General features: G+C 29.8%; 18 protein-coding genes. 16 read left to right on the top strand and 2 right to left on the bottom strand.

Annotated elements, in window-relative coordinates:
- Positions 1-91 precede the first annotated feature (91 nt).
- From CD034_RS09160 to CD034_RS09145, 4 genes are all read left to right on the top strand, one after another.
- Positions 92-1,666 (top strand): BCCT family transporter, encoded by a 1,575-nt coding sequence (locus CD034_RS09160; RefSeq protein ID WP_049432348.1) that lies wholly within the window; start codon positions 92-94, stop codon positions 1,664-1,666.
- A gap of 168 nt (positions 1,667-1,834) precedes the next feature.
- Positions 1,835-2,371 carry an alkaline shock response membrane anchor protein AmaP gene (gene amaP, locus CD034_RS09155; RefSeq protein ID WP_002448415.1) on the top strand — a complete coding sequence of 179 codons (537 nt, stop codon included), beginning with the start codon at positions 1,835-1,837 and terminating at the stop codon, positions 2,369-2,371.
- Between the two features lie 12 nt (positions 2,372-2,383).
- Complete coding sequence (locus tag CD034_RS09150) at positions 2,384-2,620, top strand: DUF2273 domain-containing protein (RefSeq protein WP_002448488.1); 237 nt, start codon at positions 2,384-2,386, stop codon at positions 2,618-2,620.
- A gap of 78 nt (positions 2,621-2,698) precedes the next feature.
- Positions 2,699-3,247, top strand: coding sequence for an Asp23/Gls24 family envelope stress response protein (locus CD034_RS09145; RefSeq protein ID WP_002448598.1), 549 nt, complete (start codon positions 2,699-2,701; stop codon positions 3,245-3,247).
- Between the two features lie 110 nt (positions 3,248-3,357).
- On the opposite strand, the gene CD034_RS09140 is transcribed toward CD034_RS09145, so the two are convergent.
- Positions 3,358-5,301, bottom strand: a complete 1,944-nt coding sequence (locus CD034_RS09140; RefSeq protein WP_103288310.1) for an IucA/IucC family protein — start codon at positions 5,299-5,301, stop codon at positions 3,358-3,360.
- A gap of 213 nt (positions 5,302-5,514) precedes the next feature.
- Here CD034_RS09140 and CD034_RS09135 point away from each other — a divergent pair, with 213 nt between their 5' ends.
- From CD034_RS09135 to CD034_RS09110, 6 genes are all read left to right on the top strand, one after another.
- Positions 5,515-7,272 carry an IucA/IucC family protein gene (locus CD034_RS09135; protein ID WP_002455027.1) on the top strand — a complete coding sequence of 586 codons (1,758 nt, stop codon included), beginning with the start codon at positions 5,515-5,517 and terminating at the stop codon, positions 7,270-7,272.
- The gene (locus tag CD034_RS09130; protein WP_002455028.1) at positions 7,273-8,334 is read left to right on the top strand and encodes an alanine racemase; all 1,062 of its coding nucleotides are present in this window, start codon (positions 7,273-7,275) and stop codon (positions 8,332-8,334) included.
- Positions 8,335-8,526: 192 nt separating this feature from the next.
- The gene (locus CD034_RS09125) at positions 8,527-9,525 is read left to right on the top strand and encodes an ABC transporter substrate-binding protein (protein WP_049417823.1); all 999 of its coding nucleotides are present in this window, start codon (positions 8,527-8,529) and stop codon (positions 9,523-9,525) included.
- A gap of 12 nt (positions 9,526-9,537) precedes the next feature.
- Positions 9,538-10,569, top strand: coding sequence for a FecCD family ABC transporter permease (locus CD034_RS09120; RefSeq protein ID WP_002455029.1), 1,032 nt, complete (start codon positions 9,538-9,540; stop codon positions 10,567-10,569).
- Complete coding sequence (locus CD034_RS09115) at positions 10,566-11,531, top strand: FecCD family ABC transporter permease (RefSeq protein WP_002448568.1); 966 nt, start codon at positions 10,566-10,568, stop codon at positions 11,529-11,531. Before CD034_RS09120 ends, CD034_RS09115 begins: the two co-directional genes overlap by 4 nt.
- A 288-nt stretch (positions 11,532-11,819) precedes the next feature.
- Positions 11,820-13,136 (top strand): YjiH family protein, encoded by a 1,317-nt coding sequence (locus CD034_RS09110; protein WP_049417826.1) that lies wholly within the window; start codon positions 11,820-11,822, stop codon positions 13,134-13,136.
- Positions 13,137-13,195: 59 nt separating this feature from the next.
- Here the strand turns inward: CD034_RS09110 and CD034_RS09105 are convergent, their stop codons facing one another.
- Positions 13,196-13,510, bottom strand: a complete 315-nt coding sequence (locus CD034_RS09105) for a heme oxygenase (RefSeq protein ID WP_049432335.1) — start codon at positions 13,508-13,510, stop codon at positions 13,196-13,198.
- Positions 13,511-13,686: 176 nt separating this feature from the next.
- On the opposite strand from CD034_RS09105, the gene CD034_RS09100 reads away from it, so the two are divergent.
- The 6 genes from CD034_RS09100 to salA all read left to right on the top strand — a co-directional run bounded on the left by CD034_RS09100 (position 13,687) and on the right by salA (position 19,427).
- Complete coding sequence (locus CD034_RS09100) at positions 13,687-14,205, top strand: metal-dependent hydrolase (RefSeq protein WP_002448517.1); 519 nt, start codon at positions 13,687-13,689, stop codon at positions 14,203-14,205.
- A gap of 105 nt (positions 14,206-14,310) precedes the next feature.
- Positions 14,311-15,498, top strand: coding sequence for a UTP--glucose-1-phosphate uridylyltransferase (locus tag CD034_RS09095; protein ID WP_002448545.1), 1,188 nt, complete (start codon positions 14,311-14,313; stop codon positions 15,496-15,498).
- 16 nt (positions 15,499-15,514) lie between these two features.
- Complete coding sequence (gene trhA / locus CD034_RS09090; protein WP_002448539.1) at positions 15,515-16,198, top strand: PAQR family membrane homeostasis protein TrhA; 684 nt, start codon at positions 15,515-15,517, stop codon at positions 16,196-16,198.
- Positions 16,199-16,385: 187 nt separating this feature from the next.
- Positions 16,386-17,726 carry a multidrug efflux MFS transporter SdrM gene (gene sdrM, locus CD034_RS09085; protein ID WP_002448601.1) on the top strand — a complete coding sequence of 447 codons (1,341 nt, stop codon included), beginning with the start codon at positions 16,386-16,388 and terminating at the stop codon, positions 17,724-17,726.
- Between the two features lie 77 nt (positions 17,727-17,803).
- On the top strand, positions 17,804-18,271 hold the full coding sequence (locus tag CD034_RS09080) for a SepA family multidrug efflux transporter (RefSeq protein WP_002448546.1): 468 nt from the start codon (positions 17,804-17,806) through the stop codon (positions 18,269-18,271).
- A 91-nt stretch (positions 18,272-18,362) separates the two neighbouring features.
- Entirely contained in the window at positions 18,363-19,427 is a 1,065-nt protein-coding gene (salA, locus tag CD034_RS09075) for an iron-sulfur carrier protein/transcriptional regulator SalA (RefSeq protein ID WP_002448502.1), read from the top strand.
- Positions 19,428-19,824: the final 397 nt, after the last annotated feature.

Here is a 19,824-nt window from a genome sequence, read left to right as displayed (position 1 = left end):
AATTTGATTAATTATAAAAATTCCAATATATCGTTAGATATAACATGAATAGGGTATAGTATTTCTAACTATCAGAAAGGAGAATAATATAATGCGAAAAAAATCTATAAGCATTGTATTTTGGATTGCATTAGCTATCTGTACATTATTTGTAGTGTATGGAGCGATACTACCCAAGCAATTAGAAGCAATCACGCAAAATATTACATCGTTTATTGCAGTTAATTTTTCTTGGTATTATCTTTTACTAGTTTTAATTATATTTTTTATTTGCGTATACTTATTATTTTCAAGATATGCATCCATTACGTTAGGTGTGGAAGGAGAAGAGCCAGAATTTTCATTACTTTCTTGGTTTGCTATGTTGTTCAGTGCAGGAATGGGAATAGGATTAGTGTTTTGGACTACAGCTGAGCCAGTTAGTCATGCCTATAAAGCGACGCCTATACATAAAATTGGTACACAAGCAGCAATTAATGATGCGTTCCAGTTTGCTTTCTTCCATTGGGGAATTCATGCGTGGGCAGTGTATGGCATTGTTGCATTAGTTTTTGCTTATTTTAATTTTCATAAAGGATATCCAGGTTTAGTAAGCGCAACGCTTGTTCCGATTTTTGGAGAAAAAAGAATGAGAGGACCAATCGGAAGTGCTATAGATGTTTTAGCTGTTATTGCAACGGTTACAGGTGTAGCAGCTACCTTAGGTTTTGGTGCTTTACAAATTAATGAAGGTCTTCACTACTTGTTTAAAGTACCGAGTCATTTCGGCACACAAGTCATTATTATTATTATTGCAACTATTTTATTTAGTTGGTCTGCATGGTCCGGAATTGATAAGGGAATAAAAACTTTAAGTAATATTAATATGATTTTAGCTTTTATTGTATTAATAGGATTATTTCTAGTAGGACCTACTTTATATATTTTAAATACATTTACTAACGGATTAGGAAATTATATTTTTAATTTCTTTAGTATGAGTTTGCGTATTCCAATGGATGGTGGCGCAAAATTTCAATGGGTACAAAATTGGACTATATTTTACTGGGCATGGTGGGTGTCTTGGGCACCATTTGTAGGAATATTCATTGCACGTGTATCACGTGGTAGAACAATTAAAGAATTTATTTTAGGAGTGTTATTTGTTCCAGCTCTTGTATCTTTCTTTTTCTTTGCAGTGTTCGGAGGAGCAGCAGTGTATCTTCAGCATAGTGGAATTGCTAATATTGCTAAAGAAGCAACAGAGACTGCAACATTTGCCACTTTAGAGCATTTTCCATTGGGATTTGTATTAAGTATTGTTAGTTTAATCGTTATTATGATTTTCTTTGTAACTTCTGCAGATTCGGCTACTTATGTTCTTGGAATGTTAAGTAGTAAAGGAAATATTAATCCTAGCTCTTTCGTTAAAGTAAGTTGGGGGATTATTATGGCCTTATTTGCGATGATAATGATTTATACCGGAGGAACACAAGCAATTCAGAACTTATTAATTATTGCAGCACTCCCATTTTCCGTAGTTATTATTCTTATGATATGGTCTTTATTTAAAACGTTGAGTTTAGATCATCCGCGGGTATCAAAGAAAAATGTTTTAATGAAAAAAGATAATTTACAATACAATAAAACGAATAATATAAAAAACGAAAATAATTATGAAAAATAGGTTTTTATTGTGTTAAATTTGGGAATATTTAATCTAGAAGGTAAACTTTAATAAATTTAAAAAAATTAAATAAAAAATTTTAATGTTAACGTTTTAAAAAATTTTTAAAGGGTACTTAAATTTTATAATTAAATAATTTCAACAATGACTAAGGAGGTGTGTTTAGAGGTGCATAGATTTAAAAACTTTATCCTTGGCCTATTAATAGTTGCGATTGTTGGTTTCTTATTGTTTATGTACATAGATGATAGTCGTATTAAGCGTTATCAAGACTATTTCTTACAATTCAATTGGTTCCAACCATTATTAATTGGTTTATCTGCTTTACTCGTATTAATTGGTATTATATTGGTATTTAGCATCTTTAAACCAACATATAGAAAACCAGGTCTTTATAAAGACTATAATGATGGACATATTTATGTATCACGTAAAGCAGTCGAAAAGTCTGCATACGATACATTAACTAAATACGATGAAATCAGACAACCAAACGTGGTTACTAAACTTTACAATAAGAAAAACAATTCTTACATTGACATTAAAGCTGATTTCTTAGTGCCTAATGATGTGCAAGTAAAATCATTAACTGAGAGCATTAGATCTGACATTAAACATAATGTTGAGCATTTTACTGAAATGCCTGTTAGAAAATTAGAAATTAATGTTAGAGATCAAAAATCTGCCGGACAACGCGTACTATAAGGGAGGGATAACATGGCTGATAATAATCAAAATAGTCAAGATTCTACTCAACAAATTATCGACTTCCTAAAGTCGTATAAATGGCGAATTATAGGTTTCTTTGCATTCTTAATTATTGCAATCTTATTCCTGACTTTAGGGTTCTGGAAAACAATTTTAATTATTGTTTTATGTTTAATCGGAATTGGCGTTGGGTATATGAAAGACCGTACACAAGATTTCATGAACTTCTTAAATCGATGGAGTTAACATTCATTATTTAAGAATTCATATAAATTAAAAAATTAAGTATTAAAAATTAAATTTTATTTAAAAAGGAGAATTCACATGGCTGTAGATAATAACAAAGCTAAACAAGCATATAATAACCAAACTGGAGTAAATGAAAAAGAAAGAGAAGAACGTCAAGAACAAGCACAACAATACAGAGAAGAACGTCAAAATAATCAACAACATTTTGAAAATAAATTAACGTTCTCTGATGAAGTTATCGAAAAAATTGCTGGTATCGCTGCTCGTGAAGTAAGAGGTATCTTAGATATGAAAGGCGGATTCACTGACAGTATTTCTAGCGCATTCTCAAGCGGTAACAACGTAACACAAGGTGTTTCTGTTGAAGTTGGTGAAAAACAAGCGGCTGTAGACTTAAAAGTCATCTTAGAATATGGTGAATCAGCTCCAAAAATCTTCCGTAAAGTAACTGACTTAGTTAAAGAACAAGTTAAATACATTACTGGTTTAGATGTTGTTGAAGTTAACATGCAAGTTGACGACGTAATGACTAAAAAAGAATGGGCACAAAAAAACCAAAAAAATAACAACAACAATAACAATAATAACAACAACAATAATTTCGAAAGATCAGATTTACAATAATCTTATTGAAAAAAGACCTTGGAATGTTCCAAGGTCTTTTTATAGTTAATATCATTTTTTAACAAGAGACGGAATAACATTCAAATTGAATGTTATTCCGCTTCTTAATTTTAATGTAGTGGATTATTAACTTTAATATAAGTGTAATGATGTGCTTCATCTTCTAAACGCATAGTGGTTACACACTTATAATCAATTGTTGCAGCAAATAAAGTATGAGTAATCTTTTGTATACGTCCTGTATCAACGTCAGTCAACTTAGCTAATATATCTTGAATAATATGACTGATATGATGCCACATTATTTTTTCAAAATCCATATTTTCTACTTTTTCAGTAATTGTTAATATTAATTCAGCTAGATGATTTTGAACAGTTGAATAGAATACTTTATTAAAAACAGATGTAGTGGATTGAGTAAGAATTCTAGATTTCTTATGGAAATGTGATGTTTTATACCCCATTTTGTTTAATTGAGTTTCATCAATACGTAATCCTTCGAAATCTCGAATATAGATTTTACTTAAACTACCGTCTTGATTAAATGTAGCAATAGAATTTTGTAAATGTGCCTCTAGCGCGATTCCATATTTTACATATAGTGGCATAACTATTCCTAATAATTGAGTCGCATAATCTTGAATCCATGCATAAGCCGCTTTTTCAAATGACTTAAATTGACGTGTAAGTTGATATCGTTTTATTAAGCTTTCAATTGGCGGTTCAGTATTGTTTGGATAATAAGCAACCAGACTAGAAGGTATGACAGGTATTGTATCTTCTTCGATTAATGTATAAATATTTTCTCTAAATAATGTTCCCAGTTGTTCACTACGTTCAGTTTGGATTGTTGAATGATCTTTAGAATTATAAAAATGAATGCCAGCAATTTCATCTAATGTTTCTATGCGATAAGGTTGAAAATCAGGGTCGTTTTTTAAAATATCATTCACAATTTTAGTAACTAAAGGTCCATTATGCGTTGTTTGTTCAGAAAGCGTCCGTATTTCTCCAGTAATATGAACATTTGTAGAAAGTTTAATATGCGGGAATAGTTTAGGATATTTTGGCATTAATGTTCTGAATGATAAGCCAGCATAATAAGGTAAGGTCATATCAATAGGAATAATAAGTTGTTCATCTAGTTCTTGTTGATATTGACTAAGTAAAATATGTTCGAATTGCCAAGGATGGACCACCATTAAATGATAATCTTCAATTCTTATATTATTATAGTTATTTAAAAGGTGAGTAAATAATTTATGAAAAGATTGGTGAAGTGTATCATTATAGGTTGAAGATAAAGATTGAACATTTGCTATACTATTATGTATGAATACACATTTTAATTGGATTTCTTGACCGTATTCTGAACTATAATGAATATTCTCTTTAGCACTCATCCCTTTACGAAGCTTTGCGCCTGGATGAAGGGGATGACCTTCTATAACTGATTGTTCCGAACGTAAATAACTATCGTCACATTTTGCAATCAATTCCCATAAGGATTCGTAGTTTGAATGCATATGTTTAGCTTGATAACTTAGTGCCAGAATCATATTAGCAGCACTATTATTTAAGTCTTCTCTAAATTGTTCACTAGCAGCGTTATCAAGCTTTGGCGCTTCAGCTAAAATTAAATCTAGAATATCATTTGGATGTTGGATTCTTTCATATTCGTGATTACGATGTTTTAAGATATAAAAGGGGCCTTCCACATCTACCCGGTCGAAGGCATATCTACCTTTTATTTGACTGTAAATATCGATATTTGATTTTGGAAAATGAATACATAATACGTCTTTATCTTTAGAAAACATAGAGACGGTTAATTTGGTAGGTCTAATAATCTGACTATTATCTTTAGCGTGTATTAAGTTTTCACGATATAAAGATGTAATAAGACGTTGAGAAATTTTATCTCTACCTATTAAAATATATTGTTTAAAATGATCGATTAAATCAGGATAAAATTCATTTAAATATGTATAAACATCATATTCTTCATTAGTAAGTTGTAAGTTATGATTATTAATGGTTGTATTTTGATTCATATAACACCTCATCCACATTCTACAAAATTATAAATAGTTTGTATAATATCTAACTCTAAAATTAAACCTTTTTAAAAGATAGTTTAAATTTAAGACACAATATTTTAATAAATTCTAAGTTCATGTCATTGCTAGTACCCTTAATTAAATTTATAATTATTAAACTAGTTAAACTTAATTATGAAAACGAATGATAAGGCGGAGGATTTAAAAATGTTAAACGAGTGGAAGCATGCAGATAGAAATATGCAATATAGAGTGTTAAATGCTCTAATAAAGGAAAATATAAGGACTCATTCAACTACCATTTTTAAAGAAAATCATTATATAACGATTGAGTTCGAACAAGTGCTTCTAAACGTTCATTATAAATACGAAAGTGCATTATCTCGATATGAATTTGATGGGCCGATAATATATATGAATCATCAACATAAAGAATCAGTGGATAGTCTAGAAAAACTATTAGACATACTAGTAACAGACTTTCATATTGATATACCATTCCATTTAAAAAGTGAACTTATTCATAGCAGAGATAGTTTCATTGAAGTATATAAAGCATTCGATACACGTCATGAGTATCTTCAAAGACATGATAAATATATAAATGCCTCAGAACGTTTAAATTTTTTTACTTGGCTAGAAAAGTTGAAAAAAGATAATGATATAGATGACGTACTATATTCTGAAAGCTTAATATTTGAAGGTCATCCTACACATCCACTTACTAAAACAAAATTACCTTTATCAATGAAAGAAGTGAGAACCTATTCGCCAGAATTTGAAAAGATTATTAATTTGAAAGTGATGTTAATACATAATGAGTATGTAAATGTTACAACCATTTTTGATCATTCTCAGTTTATTTTAAATGAGGTTATTCCTGAATATATTGACGAATTACATACATTCATGAATGATAGAGAACGTTTGCTTAAAGACTATAAAGTCATTTTAGTTCACCCATGGCAATATGAACATACTATTCGTAATAAATATAAGGAGTGGCTACAAGATTATATTTTGATATCTACTCCATTTCAGGTTCCATCTAAAGCAACATCTTCTTTTAGAACAATGTCGCTAATCAATCATCCTTATCATGTGAAATTACCAGTCAATGTTCAAGCTACTAGTGCAGTTAGAACAGTGTCCCCAGAAACAACAATTGATGGACCCAAATTAAGTCAAGCATTACATCGTGAATTAAATCAGTATACACAATTAGATGTTGCACTTGAGCCCTATGGTTTATTTGCTAAAACAGACAGTGACGATGCTAGACAACTTGCTTGTATTATTCGTGAAAAACCTTTTACAAAAGATGATGGTATTTTATTAGTTACAGGTGCATTAGTAAATAAAAATGTAGTAGATAATGAAATCACAGTAGATAGTTACCTTAAATGGATTAATGATGACATTAATCAACATACCATTCGTCAGTTTATGCGAAATTATACTCGTCAGCTGGTAACACCTTTATTAGCTTTAATACAAGATTATGGTATAGCTTTAGAAGCACATATGCAAAATACACTAGTGCATTTAGGACCAAAGTATCAAATACAATTTATAGTGCGAGATCTCGGTGGCTCTCGAATAGATATTAAAACACTAAGTCAAAAATTAAAGCATATAGAAGTGGAAAATAAAAGTTTACTTGCAGACTCAATTGAAGAAGTCATTATGAAATTTCAACACGCAGTCGTTCAAAATCAACTGACAGAATTAATTTTTCATTTTAAAAAGTATGACTTTATAAAAGAAGAAGAACTTTTTAATATAATTCAAGAAGAAATAGAAGTAGCAATTAATGATACTAAGCCTCATGCAGATACATTAAGAAAAGTTTTATTTGGACCTACAATTACAGTAAAAGCATTGTTGAAAATGAGAATGAAAAAGAAAGTGAAAAAATATCTGAATATTAGTTTAGATAATCCAATAAAAAGAGAGGTGAATTAAGTGTCTCGTATTGTAATCAATTTATCAAAGATTGAATATAATGGACATGTATTAAAAATGTTGTTTGACAGCAAAAATATAGCCATTATACCTGTGATAAAAAGTATTGCTGGAGATGAACATATCATTAAACGATTAATGAAAGTAGGATTTAACTACTTTGCAGAATCTCGACTAGAAAATATACCGCAGCAATTTACAAAAGATTGTCAATTTTTACTTTTGAGATCTCCTTTAAAGCGTCAGTATGAAGATTTGATTAAAGAAAGTTACGTAAGTATTCAAACAGAAATGGTAACAATACGTCAGTTAAATCATATTGCAACTGAAATGAGTAATCAACATCAAGTTATATTGATGGTTGATTGGAAAGATCAACGTGAAGGTGTATTACCTTATCATATAGTTGAATATATTAATGAAATAAAACGAATGAATAATATAAAACTTTTAGGTCTTGCATTTAATTTCATGTGTTTTAAGTCTAAAGCACCAACATTAAATGATATTGACGAAATAAATCAATTTGTTCACCATGTACAATACGAAACAGGGGTATCATTTGAAGTTATTTCTGGAGGTAACTCAAGTATGCTTCCATTGTTAAAACAATATGATTTAGGATGTATTAATGAGTTGAGAATAGGAGAAACATTATTTCGTGGTGTGGATACAACTACTAATGAAAATATACCTGAGTTATTTCAAAATGCAATATTACTTGAAGCGGAAATTATTGAAATTAAACCTAGGTATACAAAGACAAAAGAAAGTTACTTACAAGCTATTGTAGATGTAGGATATATTGATACTGTGATTGAAAAAATAAAACCACTCAATCATCGAATAGAAATTATGGGTGCTTCAAGTGATCATTTAATGATAGATTTAAAAGAAGAAATTAACTATAAAGTAGGAGATTGCATACCATTTTCATTAGAATACGAAGCGCTATCACAACTAATGTATCATCAGAGAATGGAAAAGTATTATAGTGAAGAACTTGCTATTTCTCAACGTATTAACAATTTGAATCAATCAAAACATACCAACAATATATAATTCATTATATAGAATCTGAGACAACAATAGTGTCTCAGATTTTTTTATGCGTTAGCTGTCAACGTTTTCGGGATGAGACAACGAATTCAAAATGAATTCTGTGTCAATTCCTATTTTTTATTTTTTATTGACAATGATAATCGTTATCACTAAAATAAGAATATACATCAATACATATTAAGGAGTGTCATCATGAAAAGAACAACAATTTTTGGAATCATTTCAATATTATTGACTTTAATATTAATAACTGCATGTGGAAAGGTAAGTAACAATGGTTCAAAATCATCTAATCACACATCATCTTCTAAAGATACTATTGAAATTAAGCATGATTTAGGTACAACTAAGGTATCAAAAGGTGCTAAGAGAATAGTAGCTTTAGAATTCTCATTTGTTGATGCATTAGCAGCTTTGAATGTTAAGCCTGTAGGAATAGCAGATGATAATAAAAAGAATAGAATGATTAAACCGTTAAGAGATAAAATTGGAAATTATACATCTGTTGGTACGCGTAAACAACCAAATTTAGAAGAAATAAGTAAATTAAAACCTGATTTAATTATTGCCGACAGTAATCGACATAAAGGAATTTATAAGGAATTAAGTAAAATTGCTCCAACAATAGAATTAAAAAGCTTTGACGGCGACTATAATGAAAATATCGAAGCGTTTAAAGTTATAGCTAAATCTCTCAATAAAGAGAAACAAGGTGACAAACGTTTAGACGAACATAAGAAAAAAATAGTTCAATATAAACAAGAGATTCAATTTGATAAAAATGAAAAGGTACTTCCAGCTGTAGCTTCTAAGTCTGGATTACTAGCGCATCCAAGCGAATCTTATGTGGGACAGTTATTAGGTGAATTAGGTTTTAAAGAAGCATTAAATAAAGATGTGACGAAAGGATTAAGTAAATATTTACAAGGACCTTATTTACAACTCAATTCAGAAACATTATCTGAAATCAATCCAGAACGCATGTTTATTATGACAAATGGTGCAAGTTCTAATGAATCTTCTTATCAAGAATTGAAAAAAGATCCTATTTGGAACAAACTTGATGCAGTTAAAAATCATAAAATAGATGTGGTTGATCGTGATACATGGGCCCGCGCACGTGGTTTAATCTCTTCAGAAGAAATGGCTAAAGAAATCGTAGAAATTTCAAAAAAAGACAGAAATAAATAGGGTGGATTGACAATGGCTATACAAAAAAGTAATCGTCTTTCTACTAATAAAAGGTCAATCAAGAAGCGTATGACACTCACCTTTTCAGTGAGTGTTTGCCTTCTTTTTATTTTTGCTTATCTTAATTTAGCCACTGGAACTTTAAATATTCAAACTAAAGATATGTATCATTACTTTTTTACTTCAATTGAAAACAAGCAGACGTTTATCATTCAAAATGTTAGAATGCCAAGGATGATTGTTGGCATACTTGTGGGAGGAGCCTTAGCTCTAGCTGGTTTACTCATGCAATCTATAACTAGAAATCCATTAGCATCTCCGCAAATATTTGGGGTAAATGCGGGTGCTTCATTTATTATCGTATTAGTGACAGTATTAATGCCTACGATGGGAAACTATGCAACCTATTTAGCGTTTATTGGGGCATTTATTGGTGGGTTAACTGTGTATTTATTATCTGGTTCTACGAAAAAAATAACACCAGTGAAATTAGCTTTAGCAGGAATGGCAGTACATTTGTTTTTTAGTAGTCTTACACAAGGTATTATTTTACTTAATGAAGATTCTAATTCTACTGTTATGTTTTGGTTAGTTGGCTCTTTAAATGGAATGAAATGGAAAGATGTAATGATAATTTGTCCTTGGATTCTTATGGGACTTATCATACTAATTGGATTTGCAAGACAACTTACAATAATGGAATTAGGTGATACACTAGCCAAAAGTTTAGGTCAAAAAACTGAAGTGATAAGAATCATTATCGGATTACTTGTTATTATATTTGCTGGGACATCTGTTTCTATTGTAGGACCTATTGGATTTATAGGATTAATCGTGCCACATATAGTAAAACGTTATGCACCGCATAATTACTTCATTTTAATTCCGTTAACATTTATAGTTGGCGCAAATTTATTGTTATTATCTGATACATTGAGTCGTTTAATTACATATCCCTATGAATCACCAGTTGGAATTGTTACTTCATTTATAGGAGCATTTTATTTCTTATTTATTACTTTAAGGAGAGTGAAACGAATATGACACACCACTCATTAGCTATTCGTTATGCACTTGTCGTTACTATATTAATCATAAGTATATTTATTAGCTTATGCGTCGGCGCAACAATGTATCATCCCATTAAAGTAATAAATAGTTTATTGATACAAGATGATTTTATTCTAAATGAATATCGTATACCTAGAACACTTTTAGGATTAATAGTAGGAAGTAGTTTAGCTATTTCAGGAACAATCATACAAGGGGTAGTAAAAAATCCTCTCGCTTCTCCAGATGTTATTGGAATGACTAAAGGTGCGAGTTTAGCAGCGATTATTATTATTATGGTTTTTCCTAATGCTCCTTTAATCATTTTACCTATAGGTTCATTTGTTGGTGCACTAATAATCAGTTTAATTTTATCTTTTTTAATATCTCAATTTAATATTAAAGGGTCTACCTTGGCATTAATTGGCTTAGCAATTGGTGCTATATGTACAGCAATTGTACAATTTTTACTAATACGAAATCCCATGGATGCAAATAATGCGCTTATATGGTTAACAGGTAGTCTCTATGGTCATACGATAGAAAATGTATATTCAATTTTACCTTGGTTTATTATTACGATTCCAATCGTCATTGCTTTAAGTCATCAACTCGATATCTTAAACCTAGGAGATTCAATAGCGATAGCATTAGGTACACGAATAAAACGTATTAAAATGATACTGTTGATTTTATCAGTGATGTTAGCAGGATCATCTATTTCAATAGTTGGAGGAATCAGTTTTCTTGGATTAATTGCGCCACACATAGCTCGAAAAATCGTCGGATATCGTCATGTTCACGTCATAATGATGTCTGGTTTAATTGGAGCAATCCTCATTTTATTTAGTGATGGATTAGCAAGAGGTATTCATCCGCCACTTGATATACCAGTAGGCATAGTTATTGCCATTGTTGGTGTTCCATACTTTTTATTGTTACTTAGAAGAATTTAAATATTAAAAAGAATGAGATAGTATTCACAGTGAATGCTATCTCACATTTTTTTGTGAAATTTTAAACTTTTGTATATTGCAAGTTATTTGAAAATAAGATATAGTAAAATACATATTGTTTATAAAAATACATATAAAGTTATATTTATATAATTAATGGGCATTAATTTCGATGAAAATACAAAATAAATGAATAAATACAATTACCTATACAAATAGAAAGAAGGGTGAATATTGGAGAATTATAACAAACAGGAGAAAATAAAAGGAAGAATAAAATTTATATCGATGTCAATCATTGGTATTATTTTATTTTTAATACCCGTTCCAATTGTACAAGATGGGGAGAAACAAACAACATTACCAGTGGCATTTTTGGCAAATTGGTTAAAAGATTTATTAGGTCCTGCAATGTCAATTCTCATTATTACAATCATTACGTTATCGACTATTTTGACTATTTTATTTTCAACAATTTTAAAGAATAAAGTAAAACCAGGTGGTCTTATCGCGAATGCATTTCAAGTTGGCCCAGTGTGGATGATATTAAGAGTACTTGCAGTTGTATTTGTCTGGATGACTTATTTTAAAATTGGAAGTAAAGTGATCTATTCAGAAGATACGGGCGGATTAGTATTTAATGATTTATTACCTACATTAGTAGCAGTATTCCTTTTTGCTGCCTTATTTTTACCTTTATTAATGGAATACGGTTTATTAGAATTTTTAGGACCATTGTTTAGACCAATCATGAGACCATTATTTACTTTACCAGGACGATCAGCAGTTGATAATTTAGCCTCATTTATAGGAGATGGAACAGTAGGCGTGCTTATTACAAGTCGTCAATATGAAAAAGGTATTTATTCAAAAAGAGAATCAATAGTAATTTCTACAACTTTTAGTGTTGTATCAATCACGTTTGCTATTGTTATTGCTCAAACTATTGGATTACAACAAAAGTTTTTTGTATTTTATTTAACAGTGATCGTTTCTTGCTTAGTTGCAGCGATAATCATGCCAAGAATATGGCCACTAAATCAAATTCCCGATGATTTTACGAAAGAAGTATCTGAAAGTACACGACTTGAAAAACTTCCAGAAGGAAAAACTGCATTAGCTCATGGTTTTGATGAAGCTACAATTGTAGGGCTAAAAGCACCAGGAGTTAAAGAATTTTTTAAAACGGGAATTAAAACGGTAATTGATATGTGGTTTGTTATTTTACCAGTAGTGATGAGTATAGGGACTATTGCCACGATAATAGCAAATTATACACCAGTATTTGAAATCATAGGAAAACCATTTATTCCTATATTACAATTACTTCAAATTCCTGAAGCTGCAAAAGCGTCTGAAACTTTACTTATTGGTTTTGCAGATATGTTTTTACCTTCTATCTTAATAGCGACGGTACACAGTGAATTGACACGATTTGTTATTGGTGCTTTAAGTATATCTCAATTAATTTATCTATCTGAAGTGGGCGGTGTGATTTTAGGTTCTAAAATCCCAGTCAGTCTCGGAAAATTATTTATGATATTTTTAATCAGAACTGCAATCACATTACCAATTATTGCTTTAATGGCACATTTATTACTATAAAAAAAGAAGCAGAGTAAGGATTGATGAATGCAATTCCAATTCCTTCCTGCTTCTTTTTTCTATTCTAAAGTTGATAGTACGTTTGCTTTTACAATTTCACTTGTTACTACTGGTGAATCTTCTGTTGAAGATTTTCCAGTATTTTTATGCGCTTCTTTAAACGCATCACTTTGGGTCCAAGCTTTGAAGTTTTCTTCACTGTCCCACCATGTATTAACATACATATTTTCAGTATCATTAGTATTATCAATTTGCCAAACTTCAATTTTTCTGAAACCTTCTAGTTGTTCAATCTTACCACCTTTAGTGAAACGTGGTGCCATTTTTTCAGCAAATCCTTTTTTTACAGTAATACGATTTGTAACAACAAACATAGTCAGACCTCCTTACTTATTTATTTTAATAATATACAAATTCAAAGATATATCAAATAAAATACTTGTAATAAATAAGAAAAATAAACGTTTAAAGAAAGGTATCTATATACCGAAAATATGTTCGTATTTTAAGGCTATTTATGTTAATATATTTTTAATAAAGGAGAAGATAAATGACAGGAAAAACGCATGTAGCTGCTGGTTTGCTTGTAGGAGCAATAACAGTTGACCATTATCATACAGATCTATTTTCTACTGTAACAGTAATTTGTTTAGCAATATCAGGAAGTTTACTTCCAGATATTTGTCATACAAGAAGTAAGATTGGAAGACAATTTAAAATTCTTAGTTTGCTCGTTAGTACTATCTTCGGACATCGAACATTTACGCATTCATTGTTATTTTTAGGTATGATAGGTTTTTTACTTATTTTAATTCAAACTCCGACTTATTATTTAGTTACTATTATCGGTGCAATGGCTTCTCATGTTATACTAGATATGTTGACACCTAGAGGGGTAAAGTTACTTTATCCAATACCTTTATCGATTAAGTTTCCTTTTACTTTCAAAACTGGTGGTTTTTTAGATGCATCTTTATCAACAGCTTTTAGTATTGGAGCAATATACATAATATTTCAAGAGTTTATAAATGAAATCTTGAAATATGTGAGCCATTCATTGTCCGGATGATATCAATGAATATGATGGATCATCTTTCTTGTCTTAATATCAAATTTATAATTAATATGATAAATATATTTGAATGACACGAACTATCTATAAGGAGAGTTAGTAATGCTAGATCAAAGTAAATTAGAAAAATACAATCAAGAACATTTAATTGAATATGAGAAAATGATGAGTAGTAATGAAAAAGAACAATTAGATGAAAAAGTGAACTCATTAGATTTAGAATTTATTCAAGAACTTTATCAAAGTTTATATGTTAATCGTAAAACAATTACAGATGTTACTGCAGTTTCTGAAGTTGATTATAAAATTAAGGAAGCATTCACGGAGCAAGATCGTGAATATTATGAACATAAAGGAATAGAAGCAATAAGAAATGGAGAATTTGCTGTTGTTCTTATGGCTGGTGGTCAGGGCACACGTTTAGGTTATAAGGGACCTAAAGGTTCTTTTGAAATTGAAGGTATAAGCTTATTTGAACTTCAAGCAAGACAACTATTGCATCTAAAAAATGAAACAGGACATTGTATTAATTGGTATATTATGACTAGTGATATTAATCATGAGGAAACATTACGTTATTTTGAAAACCATGATTATTTTGGTTATAACCCAGAACGTATTCACTTTTTTAAACAAGACAACATTGTGGCTCTAAGTGAAAATGGTAGACTTATTTTTAATGAAAAAGGCTATATTATGGAAACACCTAATGGTAATGGCGGGATATTTAAATCGCTAGAGCATTATGGTTATTTAGATAAAATGGAGAAAGATGGCGTAAAGTTCATTTTCTTAAATAATATTGATAATGTGTTAGTAAAGGTTCTTGATCCTGTATTTGTAGGGTTTACAGTAGTAAATGATAAAGATATCACATCTAAATCTATTCAACCTAAAAAGGGTGAAAGTGTCGGACGATTAGTTAGTAAAGATAATAAAGATACTGTACTTGAATACTCAGAACTTGATGAAAATGTAGCGAATACATTTGATAATGCAAATATTGGCATTCACGCATTTAAGTTATCGTTTATAAATCAAGTGGTAAATAATGATTTACCATATCATTTAGCCATTAAAAAATTGAAACAACTGGATGATGACTTTGGTTTAATTGAAAAAACATCTTTAAAATTTGAACTATTTTATTTTGATATTTTCCGATATGCGAATAGCTTTATTACATTACAAGTTCCAAGAAAAGAAGAATTTTCACCTTTGAAAAATAAAGAGGGAAAAGACAGTGTAGAAACTGCAACTGATGATTTAAAACGAATGAATGTAATTTAAAGGATGGTGGAATACGATGTCTAAATCATCTCAGCATACAAAAGATAATGTAATTGAATCATTTAAAGACATCATTCCACTATCTTTTGGCGAGGAAATTGGTAATGCAACTTCACATGGTGTTGCTGCACTAATGACTTTATTTTTACTGCCTTATGTAGCAGTACATAGTTATAATGAGTATGGAACACTAAGTTCTATTAGTGTTTCTATCTTTGTTATTAGTATTTTCATGATGTTTATTTCTTCTACTGTATATCATTCAATGAAAAATAATACATCGCATAAGTATATATTAAGAATTATTGACCATAGTATGATATATGTAGCAATTTCTGGAACGTATACACCTGTCTTACTAACAGTTGTTGGAGGTTGGTTAGGATGGCTGGTCTTTTTGTTATTATGGGGAACAACAATATGGGGTATTCTATATAAGTCAATTTCAACTCATGTAAATCCCAAATTAAGCTTAATCGTATACTTAGTTATGGGATGGGTTGGCATTATATTTTTACCTGTGATTATTATTAGAACATCTTGGTTATTTATTTTATTTATCGTATTAGGTGGTCTTTCTTATACCATTGGAGCATGGTTTTATGCACAAAAAAACCGTCCATATTTTCATATGATATGGCATATTTTTATTGTTATCGCATCACTCTTTCATTTTATAGGAATCGTATATTTTATGTAGACCTAGCTGAAAGGTTATATCATTGAGAATAACTTAGTTTATTAAGTGCTTATTTAGAAACAGGACTATGAATTCAAAAAGAATTCTACCCTGTTTTTTCTTTTTTTAATAATACATTAAAGTTGTTTACGAATATAATTAAGAATATTCTATATTATGAACTTTTTAAATACATAGGAGGGCAAAGATGAAATTAAAATCAATAGGTATTGTAGTGACTTTGGTTTTAACAATGTTTATGGCAGCAATTGAAAGTTCAATTATTTCACTAGCATTGCCTACCATTCGTAAAGATTTGAATGCTGGTACAGCAGTGCCATTAGTCTTTACCGTTTATTTTATAGCACTTGTTGTAGCAAATCCTATTGTGGGTGAACTTCTCACAAGATTTAAGATTCTATATATAACTGTAGTCGGCATACTATTATTTGGTATTGGAAGTTTTATGTCAGGTATGAGTGAAACGTTTACAATGTTAATTATTTCAAGAGTCATACAGGGACTTGGCGCAGGAGTTATGATGTCTTTGACTCAAATTGTACCAAAACTAGCATTTGAAATTCCGCTTCGTTACAAAATAATGGGCATCGTTGGAAGTGTCTGGGGAATTTCAAGTATTCTTGGACCGTTATTAGGTGGTGGAATATTAGAAGTTGCAACATGGCATTGGTTGTTTTATATCAACATACCCATAGCATTGATAGCTATTGTTTTAGCTTTTCTTACTTTTCATTTTCCAGAAGAAGCGGAAGTACAACACATACACTTTGATGCAAAAGGATTATCTTTGTTTTATATATTTATCGGACTTCTTATGTTTAGTTTATTAAATAAAACAGGTGTTACTTTTAATATTATTGCATTTATACTAGCAATAGTTATATTATTCGTTTTATTCAAATATGAAAATAAAAAAAATATGCCTTTTTTACCAATAAGTGAATTTAATAAATCAATTTCACTGGTATTTATAACTGATTTACTTATAGCAATATGTCTAATGGGGTATAACTTATATATACCTGTTTATTTACAAGATTATTTAAAATTATCTCCAATACAAAGTGGATTAGTTATATTTCCACTTTCTGTTGCATGGTTAGCTTTAAACTTCAATTTAGCTAAGGTAGAATCAAAATTTTCAAGAAAAAAATTATATATCGGAGCTTTCATATCATTAATTTTAAGTAATATGATTTTAGTATTTGGACTTCATATTCCTCTTATTATTGCGGGAGCTGTGATTCTTGCAGGATTGAGTTTTGGTTTCGTTTATACTAAAGACAGTGTAATTGTGCAAGAAGAAACAAGTCCTAAATATATGAAAAAAATGATGTCATTCTATGCATTAACTAAAAATTTAGGATCATCTATAGGATCTACATTGATGGGGTCATTATATGCACTTCAATTTGGTTTATTAGGAGGTAACTTTTATAATATATTAACTGTAATCACAATTGTTGCGCTTATATTAATTTTAATGTGGGTATTTTTATTTAAAGAGAATAAAGAAAGTATAAAATAATAATTTTAAGTTACTATATATAAATGATAAAGTATCATTATAAAGTATTATTGATGAAAAGAGGAGGAAAGAGAGGAATGAAATTTTCTAATCAAAAATTTAACGGTATCTTTCCGGCTCTTCTTATTCTTATTATTTTTATTCTATCAGGTTGTATATTTTTAATATTTTTAGGATTTGGGTTATTTGGATTAAGTCGAATTCTTATTTTTTTAAAATTAGGATTTTTTACATACAATAGGGATTTATTCAGCAATTTAGTATATTACGGTAGCTATATAGTATTTGGATACTTTTTGCTATTTGCTATTGAGCATTTAATGGATTACTTTAGAAAACAATTACCTAATAATCCATATTTTAATGGAACACTATTTCATTTAATTTCATATGTAATTACGACTATCCTATTCTATTTTGTTATTCATATTCATTACGTATATATTAAAATTGAATTTTGGGTTATTGCATTAATTATTGGAATACTATATTTATGTAAAATGATTTTTTATCCAGATAGCGAAGACTTGAATGATAAGAAGTAGATATAAGTTATAAATTCTTGATAAATTCAGCACAGATTGTAAGTAAATTTGTTAAAATATGAATATAAAGAAACTTAAGGGGGATAATGAGTTGTTAACGGTAGAACAAGTGGAAAAAATAGTGGGAAACTTAAAAGATCCAATTATTAATGTGCCTTTAAAAGAAACAAAGGGAATTGTAGAAGTAAAAATAAAAGAAGAAATTCAACATGTAAGTGTTAAAGTTGCTATGGCTCAATTAGGTGGACAACCACAGCTTGATTTGCAAATGTCAGTGGTTAAAGCTTTAAAAGAAAATGGTGCAAATACAGTGGGCATTCGTTTTGAGGAACTACCTGCTGAAGTTGTGGAAAAATATACAGGAAAAGAAAAAGAAAAACCTAAGACAATTGAGGGATTATTGTCACAGAATAATCCAGTGGAGTTTATTGCAATTGCTTCTGGTAAAGGGGGAGTAGGAAAATCAACTATAGCCGTAAACTTAGCAGTAGCATTAGCAAGAGAAGGTAAAAGAGTAGGACTCATAGATGCTGACATTTATGGTTTTAGTGTTCCAGATATGATGGGTATAGATGAAAAGCCTGGTGTGCAAGGAAAAGAGATTATTCCTGTAGAACGTCATGGTGTTAAAGTGATTTCAATGGCATTTTTCGTTGAAGAAAATGCACCAGTTATTTGGCGTGGTCCTATGTTAGGAAAAATGTTGACGAATTTCTTTGTTGAAGTTAAATGGGGAGAGTTAGATTACTTATTACTTGATTTACCTCCTGGAACAGGGGATGTAGCTCTTGACGTTCATTCAATGTTACCAAGTAGTAAAGAAATAATAGTAACCACACCACATCCAACAGCAGCATTTGTAGCAGCAAGAGCTGGAGCTATGGCTAAGCATACAGAGCATTCTATTTTAGGTGTTATTGAAAATATGAGTTATTTCGAAAGTAAAGAAACTGGAAAAAAAGAGTATGTATTTGGTAAAGGTGGAGGACGTAAACTTGCGGACGAGCTAAATACCCAATTGTTAGGAGAACTACCTCTTGAACAACCTTCTTGGAATCCTAATGACTTTTCACCATCTATTTATCAAGAAGAAGATCGATTAGGAAAAATCTATAAAACAATTGCGCAAAAAGTAATTGCTGCAACAATAAAATAATAAATAAAAATTAGTGTAAAAGTGCTCGAAAAAAATATCATTTCGAGCGCTTTTTCTATTGCAAAATATAAAAATTCTGATAGAATATTTTTTTGTGAGCAAGTTAAAAGAATTGCTTAAAACAAAAATAAAATTATTAAAATAATTTGTTGACACTAAATGAATTTTTTGATAAGATATAAAAGTCATTTTCAAGAAATATTAATACATTTTAAAAAATGTAAATTCGGTGTAAAATTTACCATTGCGAAATCTTGGAAAACGATATAAAATATTAAAAGTAATCAAAATTAGTTATTGACTTTCGAAATTGAAATTGATATAATTTGATAGATTACATTTTAAATGAACATTGAAAACTGAATGACAATATGTCAACGTTAATTCCAATAAAGTA

Source organism: Staphylococcus hominis subsp. hominis (genome assembly GCF_002901845.1).
In the GTDB taxonomy this organism is placed as follows: domain Bacteria; phylum Bacillota; class Bacilli; order Staphylococcales; family Staphylococcaceae; genus Staphylococcus; species Staphylococcus hominis.
This window is presented reverse-complemented; position numbering and strand designations above follow the sequence as displayed.

Bases quoted from the DNA above. Each gene is read 5' to 3' on its own strand.
- CD034_RS09110 (WP_049417826.1), top strand. From the start codon at position 11,820: ATGTCAATCATTGGTATTATTTTATTTTTAATACCCGTTCCAATTGTA.
- CD034_RS09145 (WP_002448598.1), top strand. From the start codon at position 2,699: ATGGCTGTAGATAATAACAAAGCTAAACAAGCATATAATAACCAAACT.
- CD034_RS09080 (WP_002448546.1), top strand. From the start codon at position 17,804: ATGAAATTTTCTAATCAAAAATTTAACGGTATCTTTCCGGCTCTTCTT.
- CD034_RS09150 (WP_002448488.1), top strand. From the start codon at position 2,384: ATGGCTGATAATAATCAAAATAGTCAAGATTCTACTCAACAAATTATC.
- CD034_RS09095 (WP_002448545.1), top strand. From the start codon at position 14,311: ATGCTAGATCAAAGTAAATTAGAAAAATACAATCAAGAACATTTAATT.
- CD034_RS09115 (WP_002448568.1), top strand. From the start codon at position 10,566: ATGACACACCACTCATTAGCTATTCGTTATGCACTTGTCGTTACTATA.
- CD034_RS09135 (WP_002455027.1), top strand. From the start codon at position 5,515: ATGTTAAACGAGTGGAAGCATGCAGATAGAAATATGCAATATAGAGTG.
- CD034_RS09160 (WP_049432348.1), top strand. From the start codon at position 92: ATGCGAAAAAAATCTATAAGCATTGTATTTTGGATTGCATTAGCTATC.
- CD034_RS09105 (WP_049432335.1), bottom strand. From the start codon at position 13,510: ATGTTTGTTGTTACAAATCGTATTACTGTAAAAAAAGGATTTGCTGAA.
- sdrM (WP_002448601.1), top strand. From the start codon at position 16,386: ATGAAATTAAAATCAATAGGTATTGTAGTGACTTTGGTTTTAACAATG.
- trhA (WP_002448539.1), top strand. From the start codon at position 15,515: ATGTCTAAATCATCTCAGCATACAAAAGATAATGTAATTGAATCATTT.
- CD034_RS09125 (WP_049417823.1), top strand. From the start codon at position 8,527: ATGAAAAGAACAACAATTTTTGGAATCATTTCAATATTATTGACTTTA.
- CD034_RS09140 (WP_103288310.1), bottom strand. From the start codon at position 5,301: ATGAATCAAAATACAACCATTAATAATCATAACTTACAACTTACTAAT.
- CD034_RS09100 (WP_002448517.1), top strand. From the start codon at position 13,687: ATGACAGGAAAAACGCATGTAGCTGCTGGTTTGCTTGTAGGAGCAATA.
- CD034_RS09120 (WP_002455029.1), top strand. From the start codon at position 9,538: ATGGCTATACAAAAAAGTAATCGTCTTTCTACTAATAAAAGGTCAATC.